This window comes from Rhodanobacter spathiphylli B39 (assembly GCF_000264295.1).
Taxonomy (GTDB): Bacteria; Pseudomonadota; Gammaproteobacteria; order Xanthomonadales; family Rhodanobacteraceae; genus Rhodanobacter; species Rhodanobacter spathiphylli.
Genome location: NZ_AJXT01000046.1, coordinates 82,323 through 102,653, shown reverse-complemented (window position 1 = coordinate 102,653; position 20,331 = coordinate 82,323). Strand labels below are relative to the sequence as shown.

The window sequence follows — 20,331 nt, the reverse complement described above, 5'->3', positions numbered from 1 at the left end:
GAGGGCTGCATCATCACCCAGCGCGAGGTCGGCATCGACACCGATAGCTGGGACAACGCCCTGAAGAACACCCTGCGCCAGGCGCCGGACGTGATCATGATCGGCGAGGTGCGTACCCGCGAGGGCATGGACCACGCGATTGCCTTTGCCGAAACGGGCCACCTGGTGCTGTGCACCCTGCACGCGAACAACGCGAACCAGGCGATGGACCGCATCCTGCACTTCTTCCCGGAAGACCGTCGCCAGCAGTTGTTGATGGACCTTTCGCTGAACCTGAAGGGCATCGTGGCGCAGATGCTGATCCCCACCCCGGACGGCAAGGCGCGCCGCGTGGCGGTGGAAGTGCTGCTGGGCACGCCGCTGGTGCAGGACTACATCCGCCAGGGCGAGATCCACAAGCTGAAGGAAGTGATGAAGGAGTCCACCCTGTTGGGCATGAAGACGTTCGACCAGGCCCTGGTCGAGCTCTATCACGCTGGCGAGATCAGCTACGAGGACGCGTTGCGTTACGCCGACAGCTCCAACGAGGTGCGCCTGCGCATCAAACTGGCGCAGGGTGGCGATGCGCATACCCTGTCGCAGGGCCTGGACGGCGTGGAACTGGAGGAGACGCGCGACGGGAACAACCTTGGCGGTGCGAATTTCCTCAATCGCTGAGGCATCTTCCGGATGAGGAAAAAGGCGCCCTGGGGCGCCTTTTTCGTTTCAGCGAGGTGGCATCACCACCCTCATGCCGCGATCATTTTTCGGCGACGCCGACGGTCAGCCCACTGGCGTCGACACTCTTGACGCCCTTGACGCTCTTCGCAACGCGCTCGGCGCTGTCTTTCTCCGCGGCGCTGGAAACGGTGCCGCTGAGGGTCACCACCCCGTCATTGGTCGACACCGAGATGTCGGTGGCGGAAACGCCCTTGGTGGTGCCGAACTCCGACTTCACCTTGGTGGTGATCCAGGCGTCGGCGGCCTTGTCGGGCACCGTCTGGTTGTCCGACGCCTTCTGCATCTGGCTGGCGTTGTCCTGGGCCATCACCTGGCCGAACGGAATGGCCGCGAAGCCGAACATCATGGCGGTGGCACAGAGGCTGGTGCGGATCTTGGGATGGCGCATATTCGATCTCCCTGACTGGCGGTGGGGGCCTGCCGGTGGCAGGCGGGATGCCATGCAGCGGCTTCCTGAGGACATGGCACCAGCCTCGGGGTGAAATGCATGTCGCCGCGACGCACTCCGTTCAGTGCTCGATCACGGATGCGAACGGGACGTCATCGACATGTTCGGCAGTTGTTCGTCGCAGGCACAAAAAAGCCGGGGCGCGAAGGCGCCCCGGCTTTTGCTCCCGCCGGGATTACTTCAGCACGGTCTGGCTGGTGATCACCATGCCGCTCTTGTCCACGTGCATCTCGGCATCGATGCTGTCGACCCGTTCGGCCTGGGCCTTCATCGCGGCGAACTGCGCCCTGGAACGGGCCAGTTCGTCGGCGGCGCTGGTGGCGTCGCTGCCGTCGTCGATCGACGGCTCGTCACTCTTGCCCAGCGTGGCGGTGGCAGCAGCCAGCGCATCGAGTTTCTGTTCCATCAATTGCAGCCAGCTGACGTACATGGCGCCGCTGATGTGCATCCGCGTCATCTGGCCGGCGTCGCCGCCGGGTTCCTTCAGCGTGTCGGCCAGGTGGCTGTCTTCGCCGGCACCGACGCCGAGCGCGAGCGCCTTTTCACTCATCGCCACCCATGCAGGCTGGCCCAGCATGCCGACCATGTCCTTGGGCAGCGCCTGCGGCGCGCCGTCGTGGCCCAGCTTCAGCTGGGACAGCGCGGGCACCATCATCTGGCCCATCGCCAGCAGTCCTTCGGGATTGCTGGTGCCGAGCACCAGGCGCCCGGTGAACGAAGGCATGGCGGAATCCTTGCCGGCGCTCAGCGAATCCAGCGCGAGGCGCACTCCCAGCATGTCGCCGAACGGCGGGATCGCCGCCTTCTGCATGGCCGGGCCCAGCTTGGCGAAGCTGTCGTTGAGGTCGGTCAGCGAGGCACACGTGAACGGCTTGGCGGCGACCGCGTCGGCCTGGGCCATCCAGAAGCCGCGCATGCTGGCGATCGGCAGCGCGATGCTGAGGTCGAACGGCGCGCTGCCGGCCTTGCCCAGTCCGGGCAAGGCCACTTTCAGGCCGGCGAAGGCCTGGCTGATGTCGTCCGCCAGGGCGATGTCGACGCGGGCGTCCTGGTGCTTGGCATCGAGCTGCGTGTAGCCGAAGCTGATCGTGGGCACGCGAGCGGCGATGCGCGCCGCGTCAGCACTGCAGCTGGGCGAGGTCTGCAACTGGGTGGCCACCGGCTCGCCGGTCTTGGCCGACACCGCCTGGGCGCGGGCCTTCTGGATCGCATTCACCAGCGGGTCCTTGCCGCTCACCGCCAGCGGCAGCGCGCGGGTGAGGTCGAACTGGCCGACCAGCCACTTCTGGTAGCCCTTGGCCTTGGCCAGGGTGGCCAGGCGACCGTCGTCCTGCAGGCTCTTCTGCGGACGGTCCAGTCCCAGTGCCTGGCGCAACAGCGCCGGCGAGGCGTCGCCGGGCAGCAGCGCGGCGACCGCCTGCTTGCCGACGGTGGCCAGGACCATCTGCGTGCCCGAGGCGGCGGAGGTGAAGCGGCGGTAGGACTGCTTGTCGATGCTGGCCACCTCCAGCTTCTTGCCGTAGGCGGTTTCCAGCCGGCCGACGAACGCGTCGAACGCGGCGGGGTCACTCAGGTCGAAGCGCGCGACCGGGGCCAGGCCCAGGCCATAGAACGCGGAGTAGCCCTTGAGATTGATGCCTGCGCCTTCGGCGAAGGTTTCGATGGTCTTGCCCTTGAACTCGGCGTGCAGCGCGCGCAGCAGGCGTGCACCCTCCGGGTCCTTCGCGGCCAGCCGGTCGGCCGCGGCATCCAGTTGCGCCAGCTGGGACGGCAGTTGCGCATCGGCCTGCGCGAGCAGGGCGCCACGGGTGCTGTCGTCCATGGTGTCGAGATTGGCCATCACGTACGGCGTGTCCGCCGGAACGTAAGCCAGTGGTGCGTCCTTGTCCTTGTGCCCGCAGGCCGCCAGCATGATGCCGGCGAAGCCCAGCGCGATGTATCGCGTCGTCGATCGCATGATGATCCCCAGTGTGGTGAATGCCGCGCGGGACATTATGCCCGCTTGCCCGGGACCGTGCTGCGGTGCCGTAACCGCTGCGCTTCAGCGTGCCAGCACTTCGTTCAGCACGGCCATGCGCACGAACACACCATTGCCCACCTGCTCGAGGATGCGCGACTGCGCGCCGTCGGCGACGTCGGAGGCGATTTCGATGCCGCGGTTGATCGGCCCCGGGTGCATCACCAGGCAGCCGGGGGCGGCCCGCGCCAGGCGTCGCCGGTCCAGGCCGTAGTGGGCAAAGTAGGCGGCCTCGTCGGGCAGCTCGATGCTGGCCATGCGCTCTTTCTGCAGGCGCAGCATGATCACCGCATCGGCGCCTTCGATGGCCTCGTCGAAATCGTCATGGCGCGAGCCCTTGGACACCTCGTCGGCATCGGGCATCAGCTCGGCGGGCCCGCACAGGCGGATCTCTTTCACGCCGAGCGCGCTCAAGGCATTGATGTCCGAGCGCGCCACCCGCGAGTGCCTGATGTCGCCGCAGATCACGACGCGCAGGTTCTCCAGGTCGGGCCGGTGCTGGCGGATGGTCAGCGCGTCCAGCAGGCCCTGGGTGGGATGGGCCCGGTTGCCGTCGCCCGCATTGATCACCGACACCCCGCTCATGGCGTGGCGAACCAGCTCGTCCGGCGTGCCGGACTGCTTGTGCCGCACGATGATGGCGTCCAGGTGCATCGCTTCCAGCGTGTGCAGCGTGTCGAACAACTCCTCGCCCTTGCTGGTCGATGACAGCCCGATGTCGAAGTTGACCACGTCGGCGCCCAGCCGCCGCGCCGCCAGCTCGAACGAGGTGCGGGTGCGCGTGGAGGGTTCGAAGAACAGGTTCAGCACCGTGCGCCCGGCCAGCACGTCGAGCTTGCGGGTGCCGTGGGCGCAGGCGTCGCGCAGCGCCTCGGCGCGGTCGAGCAGGCGCTCGATGGTCTCGCGCGGCAGGTTTTCCAGGGTGGTGAGGTGGCGCAGGCGAGGACTCATGGCGGGCGATCTGGAGGTGGAAGGGGGTTCTAGTGATCGGCGCCTGGCGCGCTGCTCGTCGTGGCCATGCCGAGCCAGCGCTCCAGCACGACCGCGGCGGCTTCGGCGTCGATGGCTGCCGCGTCGCGGCGTCGCTTCAGGCCCAGCGCGCGGGCGCCGGCAAAACGCTGGGCGGCTTCCTGCGAGCTGTGTCGCTCGTCGACCAGCACCACGGGCAACCCGTAGCGCTCCTGCAACAGCGCCGCGAAGCGGCGGGCGCGGCGGCTGGCCGGCTGCTCGGCGCCCTCGAGGGTCAGCGGCAGGCCGACCACGAGGGTGTCCGGTTGCCATTCGCGGCGCAGCGTGTCGAGCCGGTTCCAGTCCGGCGTGTCGTCGTGCACGGCCAGCGTGGCCAGCGCACGGGCGCTGGCGGTGAAGCTGTTGCCGATCGCCACGCCGGTGATCTTGCTGCCGACATCGAAGCCGAACGCGCAGCTCATGCGTGGCCCGCGTAACCGGACAGCTGGCGCGGATCGATGCCGACCAGTCCGGCTGCGGCACTCCAGCGCTCTTCCAGCGGCGTGTCGAACACTACCCGGTCGCTGGCTTCGGCGGTCAGCCAGGCATTGGCCATCAGCTCCTGTTCCAGCTGGCCGGCGTCCCAGCCCGCGTAGCCGAGCACCATGATCGCTTGGCGCGGGCCTTCACCGGCCGCCATGGCGACCAGGATGTCGCGCGAGGTGGTGACCGACCAGTGCTCGTTGATGCGGTAGCTGGAATCCCACGGCCCGGGTTCGCGATGTAGCACGAAGCCGCGCTCCTGTTGCACCGGGCCGCCGATCAGGACCGGCGCGTCGGCCAGTTCGCTGTCCGCGCACTCCAGCTTCATCTGGGCCAGCACGTCGCCGAAGCTGTACTCGGATAGCTGGTTGACCAGCAGGCCGACCGCGCCGTCCTCGTCGTGCTGGCACAGCAGGGCGACGCCGCGCGAGAACGGCGGATCGGCCAGGTTGGGCATGGCGATCAGGAAGTGTCCGGTGAGTGTCGATGGCTGCACGGCGGTCATGCGCCCATTGTAAGCGCAGTGCGGGTCGTTCGCCGAACTGCGTGCCGCGAGGTTCAGCGAGTCTGCAGCACGTTGTTCGGCTGGAAGCGCCAGGTGCGGGTGATGTTGAGCTGGTCGATGTGCTCGGCGCTTTTCGGGGCCGGCGGGAACGGCGCGGCCAGGCGCACGATGCGCTCGGCGGCGGCATCCAGCACCTTCTGGCCGGAGCTCTGGATGACTTCGATGGTCTTGATGCTGCCGTCGAGGTTGAGCACCACGGTGAGCAGCACGTCGCCGTGCAAGCCCTGGCGACGCGCTTCTTCCGGGTAATTGAGGTTGCCCACCCGCTCCACCCGGTCGGACCAGCCCCGCATGTAGGCGGCGTAGGCGTATTCGCGGGTGCTGGCGGTGAGGTACTTCACCTTGGGCCGCTTGGCGTAGTCGACCTTCTTCTTGCGCAGTTCGGCGGCCAGTTGCGCGATGGCCTCGCGGCGCTTCAGCTCTTCCGCCGTCGGCGTCTGCTGCTGGGGGTCCACCTGATCCCGGGCGGTGTCGCTGGTCACCTGGAAGTCGCTGGCGCTGCTGGTGGTGACCATGCGGGTCGGGGTCGCCTCGCGCGGCAGCGGCGTGGTGGCGTCGACCGGTTGCGCCGCGATCCCGGGGTCGGGCTTGGGGATCGCGCCGGAGAACGGCGCCGACGGGCGCGCGGCACGATCGCTCTGGCCGCCGCCGGTGTTGTTGGCCTGGGCCAGGAAGTCCGCCTTGTCCGGCGCCTGCCGGTTGGCCACGTTGACTAGGGTGACGTCGAGCGTGGGCAGGCTCGGCGAGGGCTTCACGAAGTGGAAGGTGATGCCCAGCAGCAACACGCCATGCAGCAGCAGCGAAAACAGGAAAGTGGCGCCGATCGGATCGGGCGGGGAGTTGACGCTTGCAGTGTGGCTCACGCGGCGCGGTTTCCGAAAACGTGCTGCTCGATGACGTCGAACAGCTGACCGGCAATGTTAAGCCCGAACTGGGCGTCGAGTTCACGCACGCAGGTCGGGGATGTGACGTTGATCTCGGTCAGGTAATCGCCGATCACGTCGAGGCCGACGAACAGCAGGCCGCGCCGGCGCAGTTCGGGCGCCACCTGTTCGACGATCCAGCGGTCGCGATCGGACAGCGGAACCCCTTCGCCGCGCCCGCCGGCGGCGAGGTTGCCGCGGAACTCGTTGCCCTGGGGGATTCGCGCCAGGGCATAGGGGACCGGTTCGCCATCGATCACCAGGATGCGCTTGTCGCCCGCGGTGATTTCCGGGATGTACTTCTGGGCGATCGCGAACTGGCGCCCTTCGCCGTGGGCGTCACCGCCCAGCAGGGTTTCCAGCATCGAGTTGAGGTTGCTGTCGCCCGCCCGCGCCCGGAAGATGCCGCGCCCCCCCATCCCATCCAGCGGCTTCAGCACCACTTCGCCGTGCTCGGCGGCGAATCGGCGCAATTCGCCGGCATCGCGCGCCACCAGGGTCGGCGCGATGCATTGCCCGAATTGCAGGGCAAACAGCTTTTCATTGCAGTCGCGCAGCGAGCGCGGGTCGTTGACCACCGCCACGCCGCCTTGCCGGGCGACTTCCAGCACCATGGTGTCGTAAATGAACTGCGCATCGACCGGCGGGTCCTTGCGCATCAGCACCACGTCGAGCTGGCGCAGGTCGCGCCATTGCGGCGTGCCCAGGCTGTGCCAGTGGGCCGGATCATCACGGACTTCGAGCGTGGCCATGCGCCCCCACGGATCGCCGTTGCGCAGCGCCAGGTCGCCCTGTTCGAGGTAGTGCAGCGAATGGCCGCGGCGCTGCGCTTCCAGCAGCATCGCGAAGCTACTGTCCTTTGCCACCTTGATTGCGCCGATGGGGTCCATCAGCACGCCGATCGCGAGGCTCATCGTGATTCTCCGGAATGGGCCGCCGCGCGGAGGGGAGCGGGACGGCAGGCCGCCATATTAAGATGGAAGAGCGTGGAGGCCATCACGCGGCGATGCGGAGAGCAGCGGTCGAGGCTGTCGTCGGTGGCCAGATGGTGCCACTATGGGTCACCTTGTGCGGTCGTCAGACCACACGGGTGATTATTGCTTGACAGTCTCGGCGGGCAGGCAGTAAACAGCAAAGTCATCGGAATCACCGTCCCAGAGCGGTTGCCGATGGCTCGTCAAGAATAAATTTTGCATGCGCACCGTCCGGCATGGACGTTGCATGTCGTGGTGCCTATCCTGAGCTCGGGGCGGGCCGCAGGGGGAGTGAGTGAATTTGAACGTGAGTGCTAACGACTTGGCTGGTCTCAAGGTCATGGTGATCGATGACTCGAAGACCATCCGCCGCACGGCGGAGACCCTTCTGAAGAAGGAGGGCTGCGACGTGCTGACTGCGGTCGACGGGTTCGAGGCCCTGGCCAAGATCTCCGACCAGAAGCCGGCGATCATCTTCGTCGACATCATGATGCCGCGGCTGGACGGTTATCAGACCTGCGCGCTGATCAAGAACAATCCGCAGTTCCGTGCTACGCCGGTGATCATGCTGTCCTCCAAGGACGGCCTGTTCGACAAGGCGCGCGGCCGCATCGTGGGTGCCGAACAGTATCTGACCAAGCCGTTCACGCGTGACGAGCTGCTTGGTGCCATCCATCGCCATGTCAGCACGGTATCGAGCCACTGACTGCAGATTCTGAGGGGGACCTGTGGCCAATATTCTCATCATCGACGACTCGCCGACCGACGTGCGCGTGTTCACCACCCTGCTTGAGCGCGCCGGACACCAGGTGGCGGCGGTGAATACCGCCGAGGAAGGCATCGAGCGCGTACGCAGCGATCTGCCCGGCCTCGTCATCATGGACGTCATCATGCCCGGCATGAACGGTTTCCAGGCAACGCGCACGCTCACGCGCGACCCGAAGACCCAGAACGTGCCGATCGTGATGATCACCACCAAGTCGATGGAAACCGATCGCGTGTGGGGGCTGCGCCAGGGTGCGCGCGCCTTCATCACCAAGCCGGTCAACGAAAAAGAACTGCTGGCCTGCATCAACGAATTGTTGCCGAGCGAGAAATGAACCAGTCCGTCAACCGCACTCCTTTCGAGATCCTCGCCCAGTACGAGCGGCTGTCGCTGGCCCACGCTTCGGATACGCAGGAAAAGTTCGAGGCGCCCGGCCTTTGGCGTGGCATCGGCTTCCGGGTGGGTTCGCGCCTGCTGGTCAGTGGCATCGACGAGATCAACGAATTGCTGGCCGTGCCCGTGCTGACCGCCGTGCCGGGCACCCAGCCCTGGCTGCTTGGCGTGGCCAACGTGCGTGGCAACCTGGTGCCGGTGATCGACTTCGGCCGGTTCCTGTTCGGCGAGCGCACGCAGCACACCGACCGCACCCGCTTGCTGGTGGTGCGTCAGGGTGGCGGCAACGTGGCCCTGCTGGTCGACGAGGTGTTCGGCCAGCGTACGGTCGACGAGGAGCAGCGGCGTGACGCCGGGCGCGAAGATGATCCGCGACTGACGCGTTTCGTCGAAAGCCGGGTGGGCGAGCAACAGATGGCCATTTTCAGCATGAACCGGCTGGTGCGAGCGCCGGATTTCCGCCAGGCCGCCGCCTGAGCAGACGCAGGCGGAAGTGGCATGGAGGGCCGGCGCCGGAACGGGCCGGAAACTTGGGACAACATTCCCTGGCCGGTATCCGCTGTGCGGGGCCGGCAACGCAGACAAGTTAGACGGATGAGGTGAACATGAGCACTACAGGGGGCGTCAGCAGGGAACGCGGTTACACCGCACTCATTGTCCTGCTGCTGATTGCGATCGGTTTCGCGGCACTGGACTTCTTCCTGCTCAACCAGAAGAACAGTGAAGATCGCCAGGCGATCGCGCTGACCACGCAGATCCAGGTGCTGTCACAGCAGACGGCGAAGTTCGCGCTGGAATCGGCCGATGGCAACACCGATTCCTTCAAGGAGCTCGAGTCCACCCGCAACGCGATTGATTCCGCGGTGCAGCGGCTGAACAAGGGCGACCCCAAGAGCGGCATGCAGCCGTACGCGGACAACAACGCCACCCCTGCGGGTCGTGCCGTCAACGCGCTCGATGCTTCCTGGCGGCAGCTCGACGCCGACATCGGCAAGATCCTGTCCAACAAGGCCGTCGTGCTGGACTCCGGACAACGCGCCGCCACGCTTTCGCAGCAGATGCCCCTGCTCAACTCGAGCATGGAACAGGTGGTCAACATCCTGCAGCAGCGCAACGGCAGTTCCGAGCAGATGCTGGGTACCTCACGCCAGATGCTGTCGGCTGACCGAATCATCCGTCGCGTGCAGGAAGTGCTGCAGGGTGGCGACAGCGCCCAGTCTGCGGCTGACGGCCTGTTCCGCGACGCGCAGTTGTACGGCAACGTGCTCAAGGGCCTGATCGAAGGCAACCCGGACAGCGGCGTGAAGCCGATCAACGACGCGAACGCCCGCAAGATCCTGACCGACATGGACGCCAGCTGGAACCAGCTGGCCGACCCGGTTTCCAAGCTGGTCGCCGCTGCCGGCAACATCGCCGACGTGAAGAGCGCAGGCAACCAGGCCTCGCTGGATTCGCAGACCGTGCTGCTGCGTGCGAACGACCTGTCCGAGCAGATCGGCAAGCTGCCGCTGCGCCGGCTGTTCCCGAACGTGTGGTGGGGCCTGCTCGGCGCGATCGCCGCGGTGGCCTTCGCCCTGTTGCTGGTCATCACCCTGGTGCGCGACCAGCGCAAGCGGTTCGCCCAGAGTACCGAGCTGAACCAGCGCAACCAGGAGGCGATCATGCGCCTGCTGGACGAGATGGGCTCGCTGGCGGAAGGTGACCTGACCGTGAAGACCACGGTGTCGGAGGACATCACCGGCGCGATCGCCGACTCGGTGAACTACGCCATCGACGAGCTCCGTTCACTGGTGACCACGATCAACGAGACCTCCGAGCAGGTCTCCTCGTCGGCCCAGGAAACGCAGACCACCGCCCGCCATCTGGCCAACGCGGCGGAACAGCAGGCGCAGCAGATCAGCTCGGCCACCTCGGCCATCAACCAGATCGTGACCTCGATGGACACGGTGTCCAGGGACTCGGCCGAATCGGCCGACGTGGCGGAACGCTCGGTGAAGATCGCCTCGCACGGCGCCGAAGTGGTGCGCGAGACGATCTCGGGCATGGACTCGATCCGCGACCAGATCCAGGAAACCTCCAAGCGCATCAAGCGGCTGGGCGAATCCTCGCAGGAGATCGGCTCGATCGTGGAACTGATCAACGACATCGCCGAGCAGACCAACATCCTCGCGTTGAACGCGGCGATCCAGGCGGCTTCGGCCGGTGAGGCCGGCCGCGGTTTCGCGGTCGTGGCGGACGAAGTGCAGCGACTGGCCGAACGTTCGACCAGCGCCACCAAGCGTATCGAAACGCTGGTGCAGACGATTCAGTCCGATACCAACGAAGCGGTGAACTCGATGGAACAGACCACCGCCGAGGTGGTCGCCGGTGCGCGCCTGGCGGAGGATGCCGGTAGCGCGCTGGGTGACATCGAACGCGTTTCGCACGATCTGTCCGCGCTGATTCAGAACATCTCCACCGCAGCACGCGAGCAGTCCGCGGCGGCGACGGATGTTTCCGTCTCGATGAACGCGATTCAGGAAATTACTTCGCAGACCTCGCAGGGTGCCAGCCAGACGGCCGACTCGATCGGTACGCTGGCGCAGCTGGCGAGCGATCTGCGGCGTTCGGTGGCTCACTTCAAGCTGCCGGGTTGACATCGGCCGTGCCGCTTTCCGGCGCGATTGAGAAAAGCACAAGACAGGGGGCAGTCTCGATGGTTGCAGGATGCTGGCGTTGTGCAACCATTGAGAGAGGCGCATGAGACTTCAAGACCACATCGATTTCACGACGCTGCAATGGGTCAAGCCGGAGCTCGACGACACCTTGTCGATCGCCCGCGAGGCACTGGAGTCTTACGTCGACAATCCGGGCAAGCGCGATTTCATGCGCACCTGTGCCGATCACCTGCATCAGGTGCAGGGCACCTTGCAGATGGTCGAGCTGTACGGCGCAGCCATGGTCACCGCGGAGATGGAGACCCTCGCCATCGCGCTGCTGGAGGATCACGTTACCCAGCGTGAGGAAGCGTATGCGGCACTGATGCGCGGCCTGATGCAGTTGCCCGATTACCTCGAACGGCTGTCCAGCGGGCACCGCGACGTGCCGGTGGTGCTGCTGCCGCTGCTGAACGACCTGCGCGCCAGCCGTGGCCAGGAAGCATTGCCCGAATCGGCGATGTTCCACCCCAATCTCGACGCCTTCCTGCCCGAGCAGGCCCCGGCAGCGATGAGCGAGGCCTACGCCGAAGCGCATCGCGCCGAGCTGGTCGACCTGCGCCTGCGCTTCCAGCAGCAACTGCTCGGCTGGTTTCGCGGCCAGAATGCCGCGGTGCAGCTGGTCAACATGCGCAAGACCCTGCTGGCGATCACAGCCCGCTGCTATCACGTGCACGGGCGGCGCCTGTGGTGGATCGCCGCCGGCGTTCTCGAAGGCCTCGAACAGGGTGCGTTGAAGGGCTTTGCGGGCGAAGTGCGCCAGCTGATCGGCAAGGTTGACCGCAATATCCGCCTGCTGATCGAGCAGGGTGAACACAGCCTGCGCGGTGGCGAGGCGGATGATGTCGCCTGCAAACTGCTGTACATCGTGGCCCAGGCCAAGCAGCGCAGCCCGCAAATGGAGCTGCTGCGCAGCACCTATGGTCTGGACGCCCTGTTGCCCGACGCCGGCGAGCTCGAGCACGCGCGCGGCTCGATGGCAGGCCACAATCGTGCCCTGCTCGATTCCGTTTCCCGCGCGCTGAAGGACGACCTGCTGCGCGTCAAGGAAGCCCTGGATCTGTTCCTGCGCCAGCAGAATGGCGACCCCGCCCAGCTGGCCGTGCAGGGCGAGGTGCTGGAGCGCGTCGGCGATACCCTGGGCATGCTGGCCCTGGCCGTGCCGCGGCGCGTGGTCACCGAACAGCGTCGGGTGCTTGACGAGATTGCCAACCGGCTGCGCGCCGCCGACGAGGAGACCCTGCTGGATGTCGCCGGGGCCCTGCTTTACGTCGAGGCCTCGCTGGACGATCACATCGAAAGCCTCGGTTCGGACGGCGAACCGGGCGCTGGCGATGCCATGCACGCGTTGCCGCGCAGCGAGGCACTTGGCGTCGTCACCACCCTGATGCAGGAAGCCATCGCCAACACCGGTCGGGTCAAGGACGCGATCGTGGCGTTCGTCGAATCCGGCTGGGAGCACGATCGACTCGCCGGCGCACCGCTGCAGATGGACGAAGTGGCGGGCGCCATGCGCATGCTGTCTTCGCCCCGTCCGGCGGAACTTGCCCAGGGCGTGGGTCGCTTCGTCGACTACGAACTGCTGCAGGATCGACGCGTGCCCAGCGGCACCCAGATGGATCATCTGGCCGATGCCCTGGCTGCCCTGGAGTATTACCTCGAGGCGGCCCGCGAACATCGTGGCGGGCTGGAACACATCCTCGACGTGGCGGAGCACAGCCTCGGCCTGTTGGGTTACTGGCCGGTACCCGCGCAGCGCGAAGTCGGCACTGCCCCCGTCGCCGCGGATGCCATGGCTCCGGCGGAGGTTCCCGCAGGCGTCGATGCGGAACATCCGGAACTGTCCGAGTCGGTCAGCCTGCTGCCTGGCGTCGATCTCACCGGTCTGTTCGTGGGCGACAGCGGGGCATCCGCGGCCCCGGCGCACGATCTCGACGGTCTGCGCCTGGCCCAGACCGAGGCGCCGGCACCGAACATGCTCGTGGGCGGCGACGCCCATGACGACGATGGCGACTGGGTCGAGATCGAGGAGGAGGTGGTCGAGCAGGTGCCGGTGCGCGATGCGCTGGCTGAAAACACCCAATTCAACATCGACGCCGAAGGCATCGATGACGATATCCGCGACATCTTCCTGGAAGAGATGCAGGAAGAGATCGACAACCTGCTCGGTGCCGAGAAGACCTGGCTCGCTGATCCCGCGCAGACGTCGTCGCTGGTCAGCATCCGTCGTTCGTTCCACACCCTGAAGGGCTCGGGTCGCCTGGTCGGTGCCGGCGTGCTGGGCGAGTTCGCCTGGAAAGTCGAGGACATGCTCAACCGCGTGCTCGACAACAGCATCCAGCCCGATGCCAACGTGCAGGCGCTGGTGCGCCATGCCATCGCCGCACTCCCCGGATTGCTCGCCGCCCTCAAGGGCGAGGGCCAGCCGGGCGCTCCGCTCAGCGCGATCATGCACACCGCCGAGCAGCTGGCGGCGGGTCATCCGGCGCGACTGGAAGACCATGCGTCGACGGCTACCGAAACGGTCCGTCGCACCGTTCGCCGGCGGGTGCCGCGTCTCGACTCGAGCGCCGCCTCGGTGCCGACGGCGGGCCTGGCCGGTCTGGCTGGCGCCCCGGCCGAAGACCAGCCTGCCACCCCGGATCACGCGATCGCGATGCCGGTGATGCCTCCGGTCGATCCGGTGCTGCTGGAAATCCTGCGCAGCGAAGTGGCCCAGTATCTGCAAACCATTCGTGGCGCGATCCAGCGTTGCGAAGGCGAGCTGCCGATCGGCGAGGAACTGCTGCGGGCCGTGCACACGCTGCACGGGGCGATTGCGATGGTCGACATCCCGTTGCTGACCCAGTTGCTGTCGCCGCTGGAAAGCCTGTTCAAGCGCCTTCGTGCCGCCAGCCTGCCGCTCACCGCCGACGGCGTCCGTCTGTTGGGGCAGTCCATCGATGTGGTCGACCACGTCATGGGACAGTTCGACGCCGCCGAGCCGCAGTTGCCCAACGCCGATGTACTCACCGCGCAGATCGTCCGCATGCGCGACGACTATCCCGAATCGCGGGTGGCTCACGTCGTGTTCGAGCCGCAGGTCGGCGAGCTCGAGCCGGTGCAGCCGTTGGCCCCGGCCGATCACGCGCCGGCCGATCAAGCGGGTGTCGACGAAGCGATCATGGCGGCTTCGCTGGAAGCCGGCATGGCCGAGGCCGCTGCTGCGGGGAATGACGCGCAGGACGTCCATCCGGATGAGGCGCACCATGCCGAAGTGACCGCCGAGCTGGCGGCCGCGCTGGACGCATTTGCACCCGAGGAGGCCGCTGCCGAGCGTGCCGCAGAACAGGCTGCCGCCGAGAAGCTGGCCGCCGAGCGGGCCGCTGCAGAACGTGCCGCTGCCGAGAAGCTGGCTGCCGAGCAGGCTGCCGCGGAACAGGCTGCTGCCGAGAAGCTGGCCGCCGAGCAGGCCGCTGCGGAACAGGCTGCTGCCGAGAAGCTGGCTGCCGAGCAGGCTGCCGCGGAACAGGCTGTCGCCGAGAAGCTGGCTGCCGAGCAGGCTGCCGCGGAACAGGCTGCCGCCGAGAAGCTGGCCGCCGAGCAGGCCGCCGCGGAACAGGCTGCCGCCGAGAAGCTGGCTGCCGAGCAGGCCGCTGCGGAACACGCCGCTGCCGAGAAGCTGGCTGCCGAGCAGGCCGCCGCGGAACGCGCTGCCGCCGAGAAGCTGGCTGCCGAGCAGGCCGCCGCGGAACACGCTGCCGCCGAGAAGCGGGCTGCCGAGCAGGCTGCCGCGAAGCAGGCGGAATCCGAAGCCGCGGCGAAGGTCGATGCCGCACCGACGCCGGAATCCGCTCATGCCCCGGCAAGCCTCGGCCATATCGATGCCGACCTGCTGGAAGTCTTCATCGACGAGGCCCGCGAGATCCTGGACCACGCCGATGGCGTGCTTGCCCAGTGGCATGCCGATTCGGCCGACCTGTCACACGTGGCCGAATTGCAGCGAGACCTGCATACCCTCAAGGGTGGCGCGCGCATTGCCGGCCTGATGGCGGTGGGCGATCTCAGCCACGCGATCGAAACCCTGCTCGAGAAGCCGATCCGCGATGCGGCCAAGACCGCGCCGCTGATTTCCGCGCTGGAAGCGAGCTTCGACCAGTTGCACTCGATGGTGCAGCAAGTCTCGCAGGGTCAGGTGTCCGACTATCCGCAGGGCATGATCGATCACCTGCTGGCGCTGGCCGGTGAAACCACGTTTGCCGACGACGCCTCGCTGGCTGCCGCAGTCATGGCGACCCCGGCCGTCGCAGCCGTGGCTCCTGCGCCGCGTCAGGGCGCTGCCATCGACTCCGAACTGCCCGAGCTGATGCCCGAGGCCGAGGAAGAGGTGCGGTCGTCGCAGGAGCAGATCCGCGTCCGCGCCGACCTGCTCGACAGCCTGGTCAACCACGCCGGCGAAGTGGCGATCTACCGTTCGCGACTGGAACAGCAGGTTGCCGGTTACCGCTTCAACCTGGTCGAGCTGGAACAGACGGTGGCCCGTCTGCGCAGCCAGCTGCGCATGCTGGAAATCGAGACCGAGGCGCAGATCATCGCGCGCTTCCAGCGCGAGCATCGCGAAGCGGGTCTTACCGTGTTCGATCCGCTCGAGCTCGACCGTTATTCGCAGTTGCAGCAGTATTCGCGTGCGCTGGCCGAGTCGGTCTCCGACCTTGTCTCCATCCAGAACATGCTGGACGAACTGACGCGCCAGGCCGAGACCCTGCTGATCCAGCAGTCGCGGGTCAGTACCGAGCTGCAGGACGGCTTGCTGCGCACCCGCATGCTGCCGTTCGACACGATGGTGCCGAACCTGCGCCGCACCTTGCGTCAGGCGGCGCAGGAAGAGCACAAGCAGGCCCAGCTGTACGTGGACGGTGCCCACGGCGAAATGGACCGCAACCTGCTCGACCGCATCAAGGCTCCGTTCGAGCACATGCTGCGCAACGCGATTGCCCATGGCATCGAGAGCCCGGCCGAGCGCCGCAAGGCGGGCAAGCCGGTCGAGGGATCGGTGCACATCACGGTGGCCCGCGAGGCAACCGAGGTGGTGGTGCGCGTCAGCGACGACGGCCGCGGCCTGAACCGCGAAGCCATCCGCAAGCGCGGCATCGAGCGCGGCCTGCTGCGTGCCGAGACCAAGCCGACCGACAACCAGTTGCTGTCGCTGATCACCCAGCCGGGCTTCTCCACCGCCAGCACCGTGACCCAGCTGGCCGGTCGTGGCGTGGGCATGGACGTGGTCGCCAACGAGATCAAGCAGCTCGGCGGTTCGCTGTCGATCGAGTCGGAAGAAGGCCAGGGCAGCACCTTCATCCTGCGCCTGCCGTTCACGCTGGCGGTGACCCAGGCCATCCTGGTGCGCATCGGCGAGGCGACGTTCGCGATCCCGATGACATCGGTGCAGGGCGTGGCCCGGGTCAATCCGGAAGAGCTGGCCGCCCTGATGGCGCAGGACGAGCCGTCGTTCAACTATGGCAACGAGGCGTTCGGCATTCATGATCTGGCCGAGCTGCTCGGTCTGCCGCCGGGCCTGCCGGCCGAAGACGAACAGCAGCCACTGCTGCTGACCCGCGCCGGCGACCTGCGCGCGGCAATTCGCATCGACGCCGTGCTGGGTTCGCGCGAGATCGTGGTCAAGTCGGTGGGCCCGCAGATCAGTTCGGTGCCCGGCCTGCTCGGCGCCACGATCATGGGCGACGGCTCGGTGCTGATCATTCTCGATCTGGCACCGCTGGTGCGTCACGGCATGATCCGCCGCGACCAGCGCCTGTCCGAAGGCCTCAGCGCGGTCCAGGCGCCGGTGGTCGAGGAGGTCCAGGTGCGTCCGCTGGTGATGGTGGTCGACGACTCCATCACCATGCGCAAGGTCACCGGCCGCGTGCTGGAACGCCACGAGTACGAGGTCAGCACGGCGAAGGACGGTGTCGATGCGCTGGAGAAGCTGCACGAGCGGGTGCCCGACCTGATGCTGCTCGACATCGAGATGCCGCGCATGGACGGTTACGAGCTGGCGACCCACATGAAGGCCGATCCGCGGCTGCGCGACGTGCCGATCATCATGATCACCTCACGCAGCGGCGACAAGCATCGCCAGCGTGCGTTCGACATCGGCGTGGATCGTTACCTCGGCAAGCCGTATCAGGAAGCGGAGCTGCTGGTGCAGATCGGCGAAGTATTGGAGCAGCGAGCAACGGAGCCTGTTCATGACTGAAATGGCGCCGGCGGTTGCCCTGCTGTTTGACGATACCGAACTGGTTGCCCAGTTGCGCGAGGCGCTGCAGGAGCGTGGCGCACGCATCGTGCACGAGGGCGGCGTTTCCAGCCTGAGTCGCGAATTGCTGCAGCAGGTGGGCGCCGACGTTTTGGTCATCAACCTGGACGACAGTGCCGACGATGCACTCGATCACCTGTATGAGGTGATCGACGATGAACGTCACCGGGTGGTCTTCAATGACGCACAGGCCAGCCGCTCGCTGGCCGGCTGGGATCGCGACCGCTGGGCACGACACCTGGCCGTCAAGGTACTGGCCGTCGGTGATGTGGATCCGCCGCGCCCGGACGGTCAGCGCCTCATCGACACGCCAGTCGTCGCGACACCGGCACCGCCGGCCACGCCTGCGGCTCCCGTCGCCGTGGCCGCGCCCGTCGAGCCGGCTGCCACGCCGGAACCGCAGATCGACGAAGTGGCGAGCGCTGCTCCATCGCTGGCGGAAGCGGAACCCGAAGCGGAGGATTTCCTGCCCGCACACGACGACGCGGACGGCCAGCACGAACAGATCGCCAGCGCGGAATCGGAGAACCTGGCGGCAGAGCTTGAGGCCTTGCTGGCCTCCGGCGACCTGCCCGCCGAAGACGACATGACATCGGGCCCCGGTTTGCGTTTCGTGGATGACCTCGAGCCGCCGCCGCTCCACGATGGCAATTTCCACGATGCAGGCGCGGCCGGACCGGCAGCGCACTTCGACGTGGTGGCGACCGTTGACGCGCCGCCGGCGGAAGCCGCGCCAGTGCTGGCCAGCGTGACGCCGCCGGCATTCCAGATCGATCATCTCGAACTGTCTGCGCTGGTCGACACCGACGTGGCCACGACGCCGGCTTCGGCCCCCCATCCGGTCATGGCCGGTGGCGTGCCGGGTGTGCGCGCGCCGGATGCATGGAGCCTGGTCGAAGAAGATGCGGCGCCAGCGGCACCCGCAAAGCCCGATGCCGGCATGTTCGGCATCGAGAAGATGAGCGCGGCCGACTTCCTTGCGCCTGACGCCGACGCGGTCGCGGCGGATGTCGAACCGGTGATGAGCCTCGAGCTGGTCTCGATGGAGGAAGCCGTCGCACCGCAGCCTTACGAGCGCGTGCTGGACCACGAAATGGTGCTGGACGAACTCGGCAGCGCGCTGAGCCGGGTGGTGGTGCTCGGCGCCGCCACCGATGGCATCGATTCGGTCTGTGCCTTCCTGGCGGCATTGCCGGCAACCACGCGCCTGACCTTCCTGCATACCCAGCACGTGGGCGAACAGTCCGACGTGGCGCTGGCGGAGAAGTTCAGGACGCACTGCGCCTTGCCCGTGCGACTGGCCGAACAGGGCCGCCGCGCCGGGTCGGGCGAGGTTTTGATGGTGCCGGCGGGTCAGCAGGTGCGCCTGCGCCGCGATGGCAGCATCGAACTGCAGGCCACCGGCGGCGAGTCCGCCGAAGCACCGTCGATCGACGCCAGCCTGACCATGGCGGCGAGCGTGTTTGGCCGTGATGCGCTGGCGATCGTCTTCGCCGGGCGCGGCAACGATGCGGTGGCCGGCGCGCAGGCGGTCCATGATCGCGGCGGCCAGGTCTGGGTAGAGTCGTCGTCCGGAGAACATTTCGCTGACATGGTCAGCGGGATCTTCGCCGAACGGCTGGTGAGTTTTTCCGGCACGCCGACCGAGTTGGCGGCGCGCCTGATCGAGGTGTTTCCATGAGTGATCCGCTGCCGCGTGAAATCCGCTGCGTCCTGGTGCCGGTGGGCAACCAGCGCCTGCTGTTGCCCAACGCCAACATCGCCGAAGTGATCACCCAGAGCACGCCCGAGCCGTTGGCCGGTGCGCCGGCGTGGATGTTGGGACGAATCCAGTGGCGTGGCTGGCGGGTGCCGCTGGTGTCGTTTGCCGAACTGGCCGGGACCGAGGCGGGCGACGCGGATCTGAGCGTGCGCGTGGCCGTGTTGAAGGCGCTTGGTGGCAACCCGAAGCTGCCGTTCATCGCGGTGCTGACCCAGGGCTTTCCGCGCCTGACCACGCTGAATGCCGAGCTGATCATTCCCACCCACGACGGCAAGCCCTTGCAGCCGGGCGTGCGCGCCCATGTGCTGGTGCGCGATGACGTGGCGATGATCCCGGACCTGGAATGGATCGAAGCCACCTTGCTCGACCTGTACGACGATTCCGGGGTGATGGACACCGTCGAGACTGTGGAAGACGGCTCGGTCGACGCCGACGATTGAGAGGTCGCGGCTTTCTCAAGTTGCCGGGGCGAGTCTCGAGGCGGTGATTTCGGGGCGGTGAATCAGCCGTCGCCGTGCAGCGCCTGCAGGGCCGCCATGGCGGCCAGCCCCGCCGTTTCCGTGCGCAGGATGCGCGGGCCCAGCCGCAATCCTTCGAAACCGGCCCGGCTCAGCGCATCGATGTCGCGCTCGCCCAGTCCCCCTTCCGGGCCGATCACCAGCAGGCCGCCGGCGGTGCCGAAGCGCAGCTCGCGGGCCGAACGGGCGCCCTCCGGCAGCAGGGCAAGACGCAACGCACCGTCATCGGCGAGCCCGGCCAGCCAACCGGCCAGCGGTTGTGCCGGGGTGATCTCGGGCAACCGCGCGCGTCCGCATTGTTCGCAGGCGCTGGCCGCGACTGCACGCCAGTGGGCCAGTCGCTTCTCGGCGCGTGCGGGGTCCAGCTTCACCTCCGAACGTTCGGTGAGCAGCGGCACGATGCGGACGGCGCCAAGCTCGGTGGCCTTCTGCACGATCAGGTCCATCTTCTCGCCCCGCGCCACGCCCTGGGCCAGGGTCAGCGGCAGCGGCGATTCGTTCCGCACGAGCAGTTTCGCGTCGATCCGCACCCGCAGGTCGCGCTTGCCCAGCGCCACGATGGTCGCGTCGTAGTCGTTGCCGTCACCGTTGAATACGGTGAGGGGGTCGCCGGCATTCATGCGCAGCACCCGGCCGACATGCTCGGCGGCCTGGGCCGGCAAGGCGACTTCCGCCGAGACGGTGAGTGGCTGGTCGAGGTGGATACGGATCGTGCGCATGGGAACCGGATGGCATGGAGCGGCCGCCCAGCATAGCGCGGGCGCCG

Annotated in this window: 16 protein-coding genes; 8 read left to right on the top strand and 8 right to left on the bottom strand. The window is 67.2% G+C overall.

Features of this window, described 5'->3' with window-relative positions; translation table 11 throughout:
- A partial coding sequence (locus tag UU7_RS14765) for an ATPase, T2SS/T4P/T4SS family (RefSeq protein ID WP_007809654.1) occupies positions 1 to 657 on the top strand: 657 nt, incomplete at its 5' end.
- A gap of 82 nt (positions 658 to 739) precedes the next feature.
- Here UU7_RS14765 and UU7_RS14760 read toward each other — a convergent pair.
- From UU7_RS14760 to gshB, 7 genes are all read right to left on the bottom strand, one after another.
- On the bottom strand, positions 740 to 1,108 hold the full coding sequence (locus tag UU7_RS14760; RefSeq protein WP_007809653.1) for a BON domain-containing protein: 369 nt from the start codon (positions 1,106 to 1,108) through the stop codon (positions 740 to 742).
- A gap of 235 nt (positions 1,109 to 1,343) precedes the next feature.
- Complete coding sequence (locus tag UU7_RS14755) at positions 1,344 to 3,125, bottom strand: hypothetical protein (protein ID WP_040673521.1); 1,782 nt, start codon at positions 3,123 to 3,125, stop codon at positions 1,344 to 1,346.
- A gap of 84 nt (positions 3,126 to 3,209) precedes the next feature.
- A complete protein-coding gene (locus UU7_RS14750) occupies positions 3,210 to 4,136 on the bottom strand; it encodes an aspartate carbamoyltransferase catalytic subunit (protein WP_007809648.1) in 927 nt (308 codons plus the stop codon).
- Between the two features lie 29 nt (positions 4,137 to 4,165).
- Positions 4,166 to 4,615 carry a Holliday junction resolvase RuvX gene (gene ruvX, locus UU7_RS14745; protein ID WP_007809646.1) on the bottom strand — a complete coding sequence of 150 codons (450 nt, stop codon included), beginning with the start codon at positions 4,613 to 4,615 and terminating at the stop codon, positions 4,166 to 4,168.
- On the bottom strand, positions 4,612 to 5,181 hold the full coding sequence (locus UU7_RS14740; RefSeq protein WP_007809643.1) for a YqgE/AlgH family protein: 570 nt from the start codon (positions 5,179 to 5,181) through the stop codon (positions 4,612 to 4,614). Before UU7_RS14740 ends, ruvX begins: the two co-directional genes overlap by 4 nt.
- A 53-nt stretch (positions 5,182 to 5,234) precedes the next feature.
- Positions 5,235 to 6,104, bottom strand: a complete 870-nt coding sequence (locus tag UU7_RS14735; RefSeq protein WP_007809641.1) for an energy transducer TonB — start codon at positions 6,102 to 6,104, stop codon at positions 5,235 to 5,237.
- On the bottom strand, positions 6,101 to 7,078 hold the full coding sequence (gene gshB, locus UU7_RS14730; RefSeq protein WP_007809639.1) for a glutathione synthase: 978 nt from the start codon (positions 7,076 to 7,078) through the stop codon (positions 6,101 to 6,103). The genes UU7_RS14735 and gshB overlap by 4 nt, the downstream gene beginning before the upstream one ends.
- A gap of 400 nt (positions 7,079 to 7,478) precedes the next feature.
- Here gshB and pilG point away from each other — a divergent pair, with 400 nt between their 5' ends.
- The 7 genes from pilG (at position 7,479) to UU7_RS14695 (ending at position 19,487) form a co-directional block, all read left to right on the top strand.
- Positions 7,479 to 7,844: a twitching motility response regulator PilG gene (gene pilG / locus UU7_RS14725; RefSeq protein WP_007809637.1), complete on the top strand. Its 366-nt coding sequence runs from the start codon at positions 7,479 to 7,481 to the stop codon at positions 7,842 to 7,844.
- Positions 7,845 to 7,866: 22 nt separating this feature from the next.
- Complete coding sequence (locus UU7_RS14720) at positions 7,867 to 8,238, top strand: response regulator (protein WP_007809635.1); 372 nt, start codon at positions 7,867 to 7,869, stop codon at positions 8,236 to 8,238.
- A complete protein-coding gene (locus tag UU7_RS14715; protein ID WP_007809622.1) occupies positions 8,235 to 8,774 on the top strand; it encodes a chemotaxis protein CheW in 540 nt (179 codons plus the stop codon). The genes UU7_RS14720 and UU7_RS14715 overlap by 4 nt, the downstream gene beginning before the upstream one ends.
- 128 nt (positions 8,775 to 8,902) lie before the next feature.
- Positions 8,903 to 10,933 (top strand): methyl-accepting chemotaxis protein, encoded by a 2,031-nt coding sequence (locus tag UU7_RS14710; RefSeq protein ID WP_007809620.1) that lies wholly within the window; start codon positions 8,903 to 8,905, stop codon positions 10,931 to 10,933.
- Positions 10,934 to 11,036: 103 nt separating this feature from the next.
- Positions 11,037 to 17,225, top strand: coding sequence for a FimL-related protein (locus UU7_RS14705; RefSeq protein WP_007809618.1), 6,189 nt, complete (start codon positions 11,037 to 11,039; stop codon positions 17,223 to 17,225).
- A complete protein-coding gene (locus UU7_RS14700; protein ID WP_007809616.1) occupies positions 17,218 to 18,966 on the top strand; it encodes a chemotaxis protein CheB in 1,749 nt (582 codons plus the stop codon). Before UU7_RS14705 ends, UU7_RS14700 begins: the two co-directional genes overlap by 8 nt.
- A complete protein-coding gene (locus UU7_RS14695) occupies positions 18,963 to 19,487 on the top strand; it encodes a chemotaxis protein CheW (RefSeq protein WP_007809614.1) in 525 nt (174 codons plus the stop codon). The genes UU7_RS14700 and UU7_RS14695 overlap by 4 nt, the downstream gene beginning before the upstream one ends.
- Before the next feature lie 62 nt (positions 19,488 to 19,549).
- Here UU7_RS14695 and UU7_RS14690 read toward each other — a convergent pair whose 3' ends face one another.
- Entirely contained in the window at positions 19,550 to 20,284 is a 735-nt protein-coding gene (locus UU7_RS14690; protein WP_007809612.1) for a 16S rRNA (uracil(1498)-N(3))-methyltransferase, read from the bottom strand.
- Between the last annotated feature and the right edge of the window lie 47 nt (positions 20,285 to 20,331).

Excerpts from the sequence above, each read along its gene's own strand:
- ruvX (WP_007809646.1), bottom strand. The coding sequence starts at position 4,615 with ATGAGCTGCGCGTTCGGCTTCGATGTCGGCAGCAAGATCACCGGCGTG.
- UU7_RS14715 (WP_007809622.1), top strand. The coding sequence starts at position 8,235 with ATGAACCAGTCCGTCAACCGCACTCCTTTCGAGATCCTCGCCCAGTAC.
- UU7_RS14740 (WP_007809643.1), bottom strand. The coding sequence starts at position 5,181 with ATGACCGCCGTGCAGCCATCGACACTCACCGGACACTTCCTGATCGCC.
- UU7_RS14705 (WP_007809618.1), top strand. The coding sequence starts at position 11,037 with ATGAGACTTCAAGACCACATCGATTTCACGACGCTGCAATGGGTCAAG.
- pilG (WP_007809637.1), top strand. The coding sequence starts at position 7,479 with ATGGTGATCGATGACTCGAAGACCATCCGCCGCACGGCGGAGACCCTT.
- UU7_RS14690 (WP_007809612.1), bottom strand. The coding sequence starts at position 20,284 with ATGCGCACGATCCGTATCCACCTCGACCAGCCACTCACCGTCTCGGCG.
- UU7_RS14695 (WP_007809614.1), top strand. The coding sequence starts at position 18,963 with ATGAGTGATCCGCTGCCGCGTGAAATCCGCTGCGTCCTGGTGCCGGTG.
- gshB (WP_007809639.1), bottom strand. The coding sequence starts at position 7,078 with ATGAGCCTCGCGATCGGCGTGCTGATGGACCCCATCGGCGCAATCAAG.
- UU7_RS14750 (WP_007809648.1), bottom strand. The coding sequence starts at position 4,136 with ATGAGTCCTCGCCTGCGCCACCTCACCACCCTGGAAAACCTGCCGCGC.
- UU7_RS14710 (WP_007809620.1), top strand. The coding sequence starts at position 8,903 with ATGAGCACTACAGGGGGCGTCAGCAGGGAACGCGGTTACACCGCACTC.
- UU7_RS14700 (WP_007809616.1), top strand. The coding sequence starts at position 17,218 with ATGACTGAAATGGCGCCGGCGGTTGCCCTGCTGTTTGACGATACCGAA.
- UU7_RS14755 (WP_040673521.1), bottom strand. The coding sequence starts at position 3,125 with ATGCGATCGACGACGCGATACATCGCGCTGGGCTTCGCCGGCATCATG.
- UU7_RS14760 (WP_007809653.1), bottom strand. The coding sequence starts at position 1,108 with ATGCGCCATCCCAAGATCCGCACCAGCCTCTGTGCCACCGCCATGATG.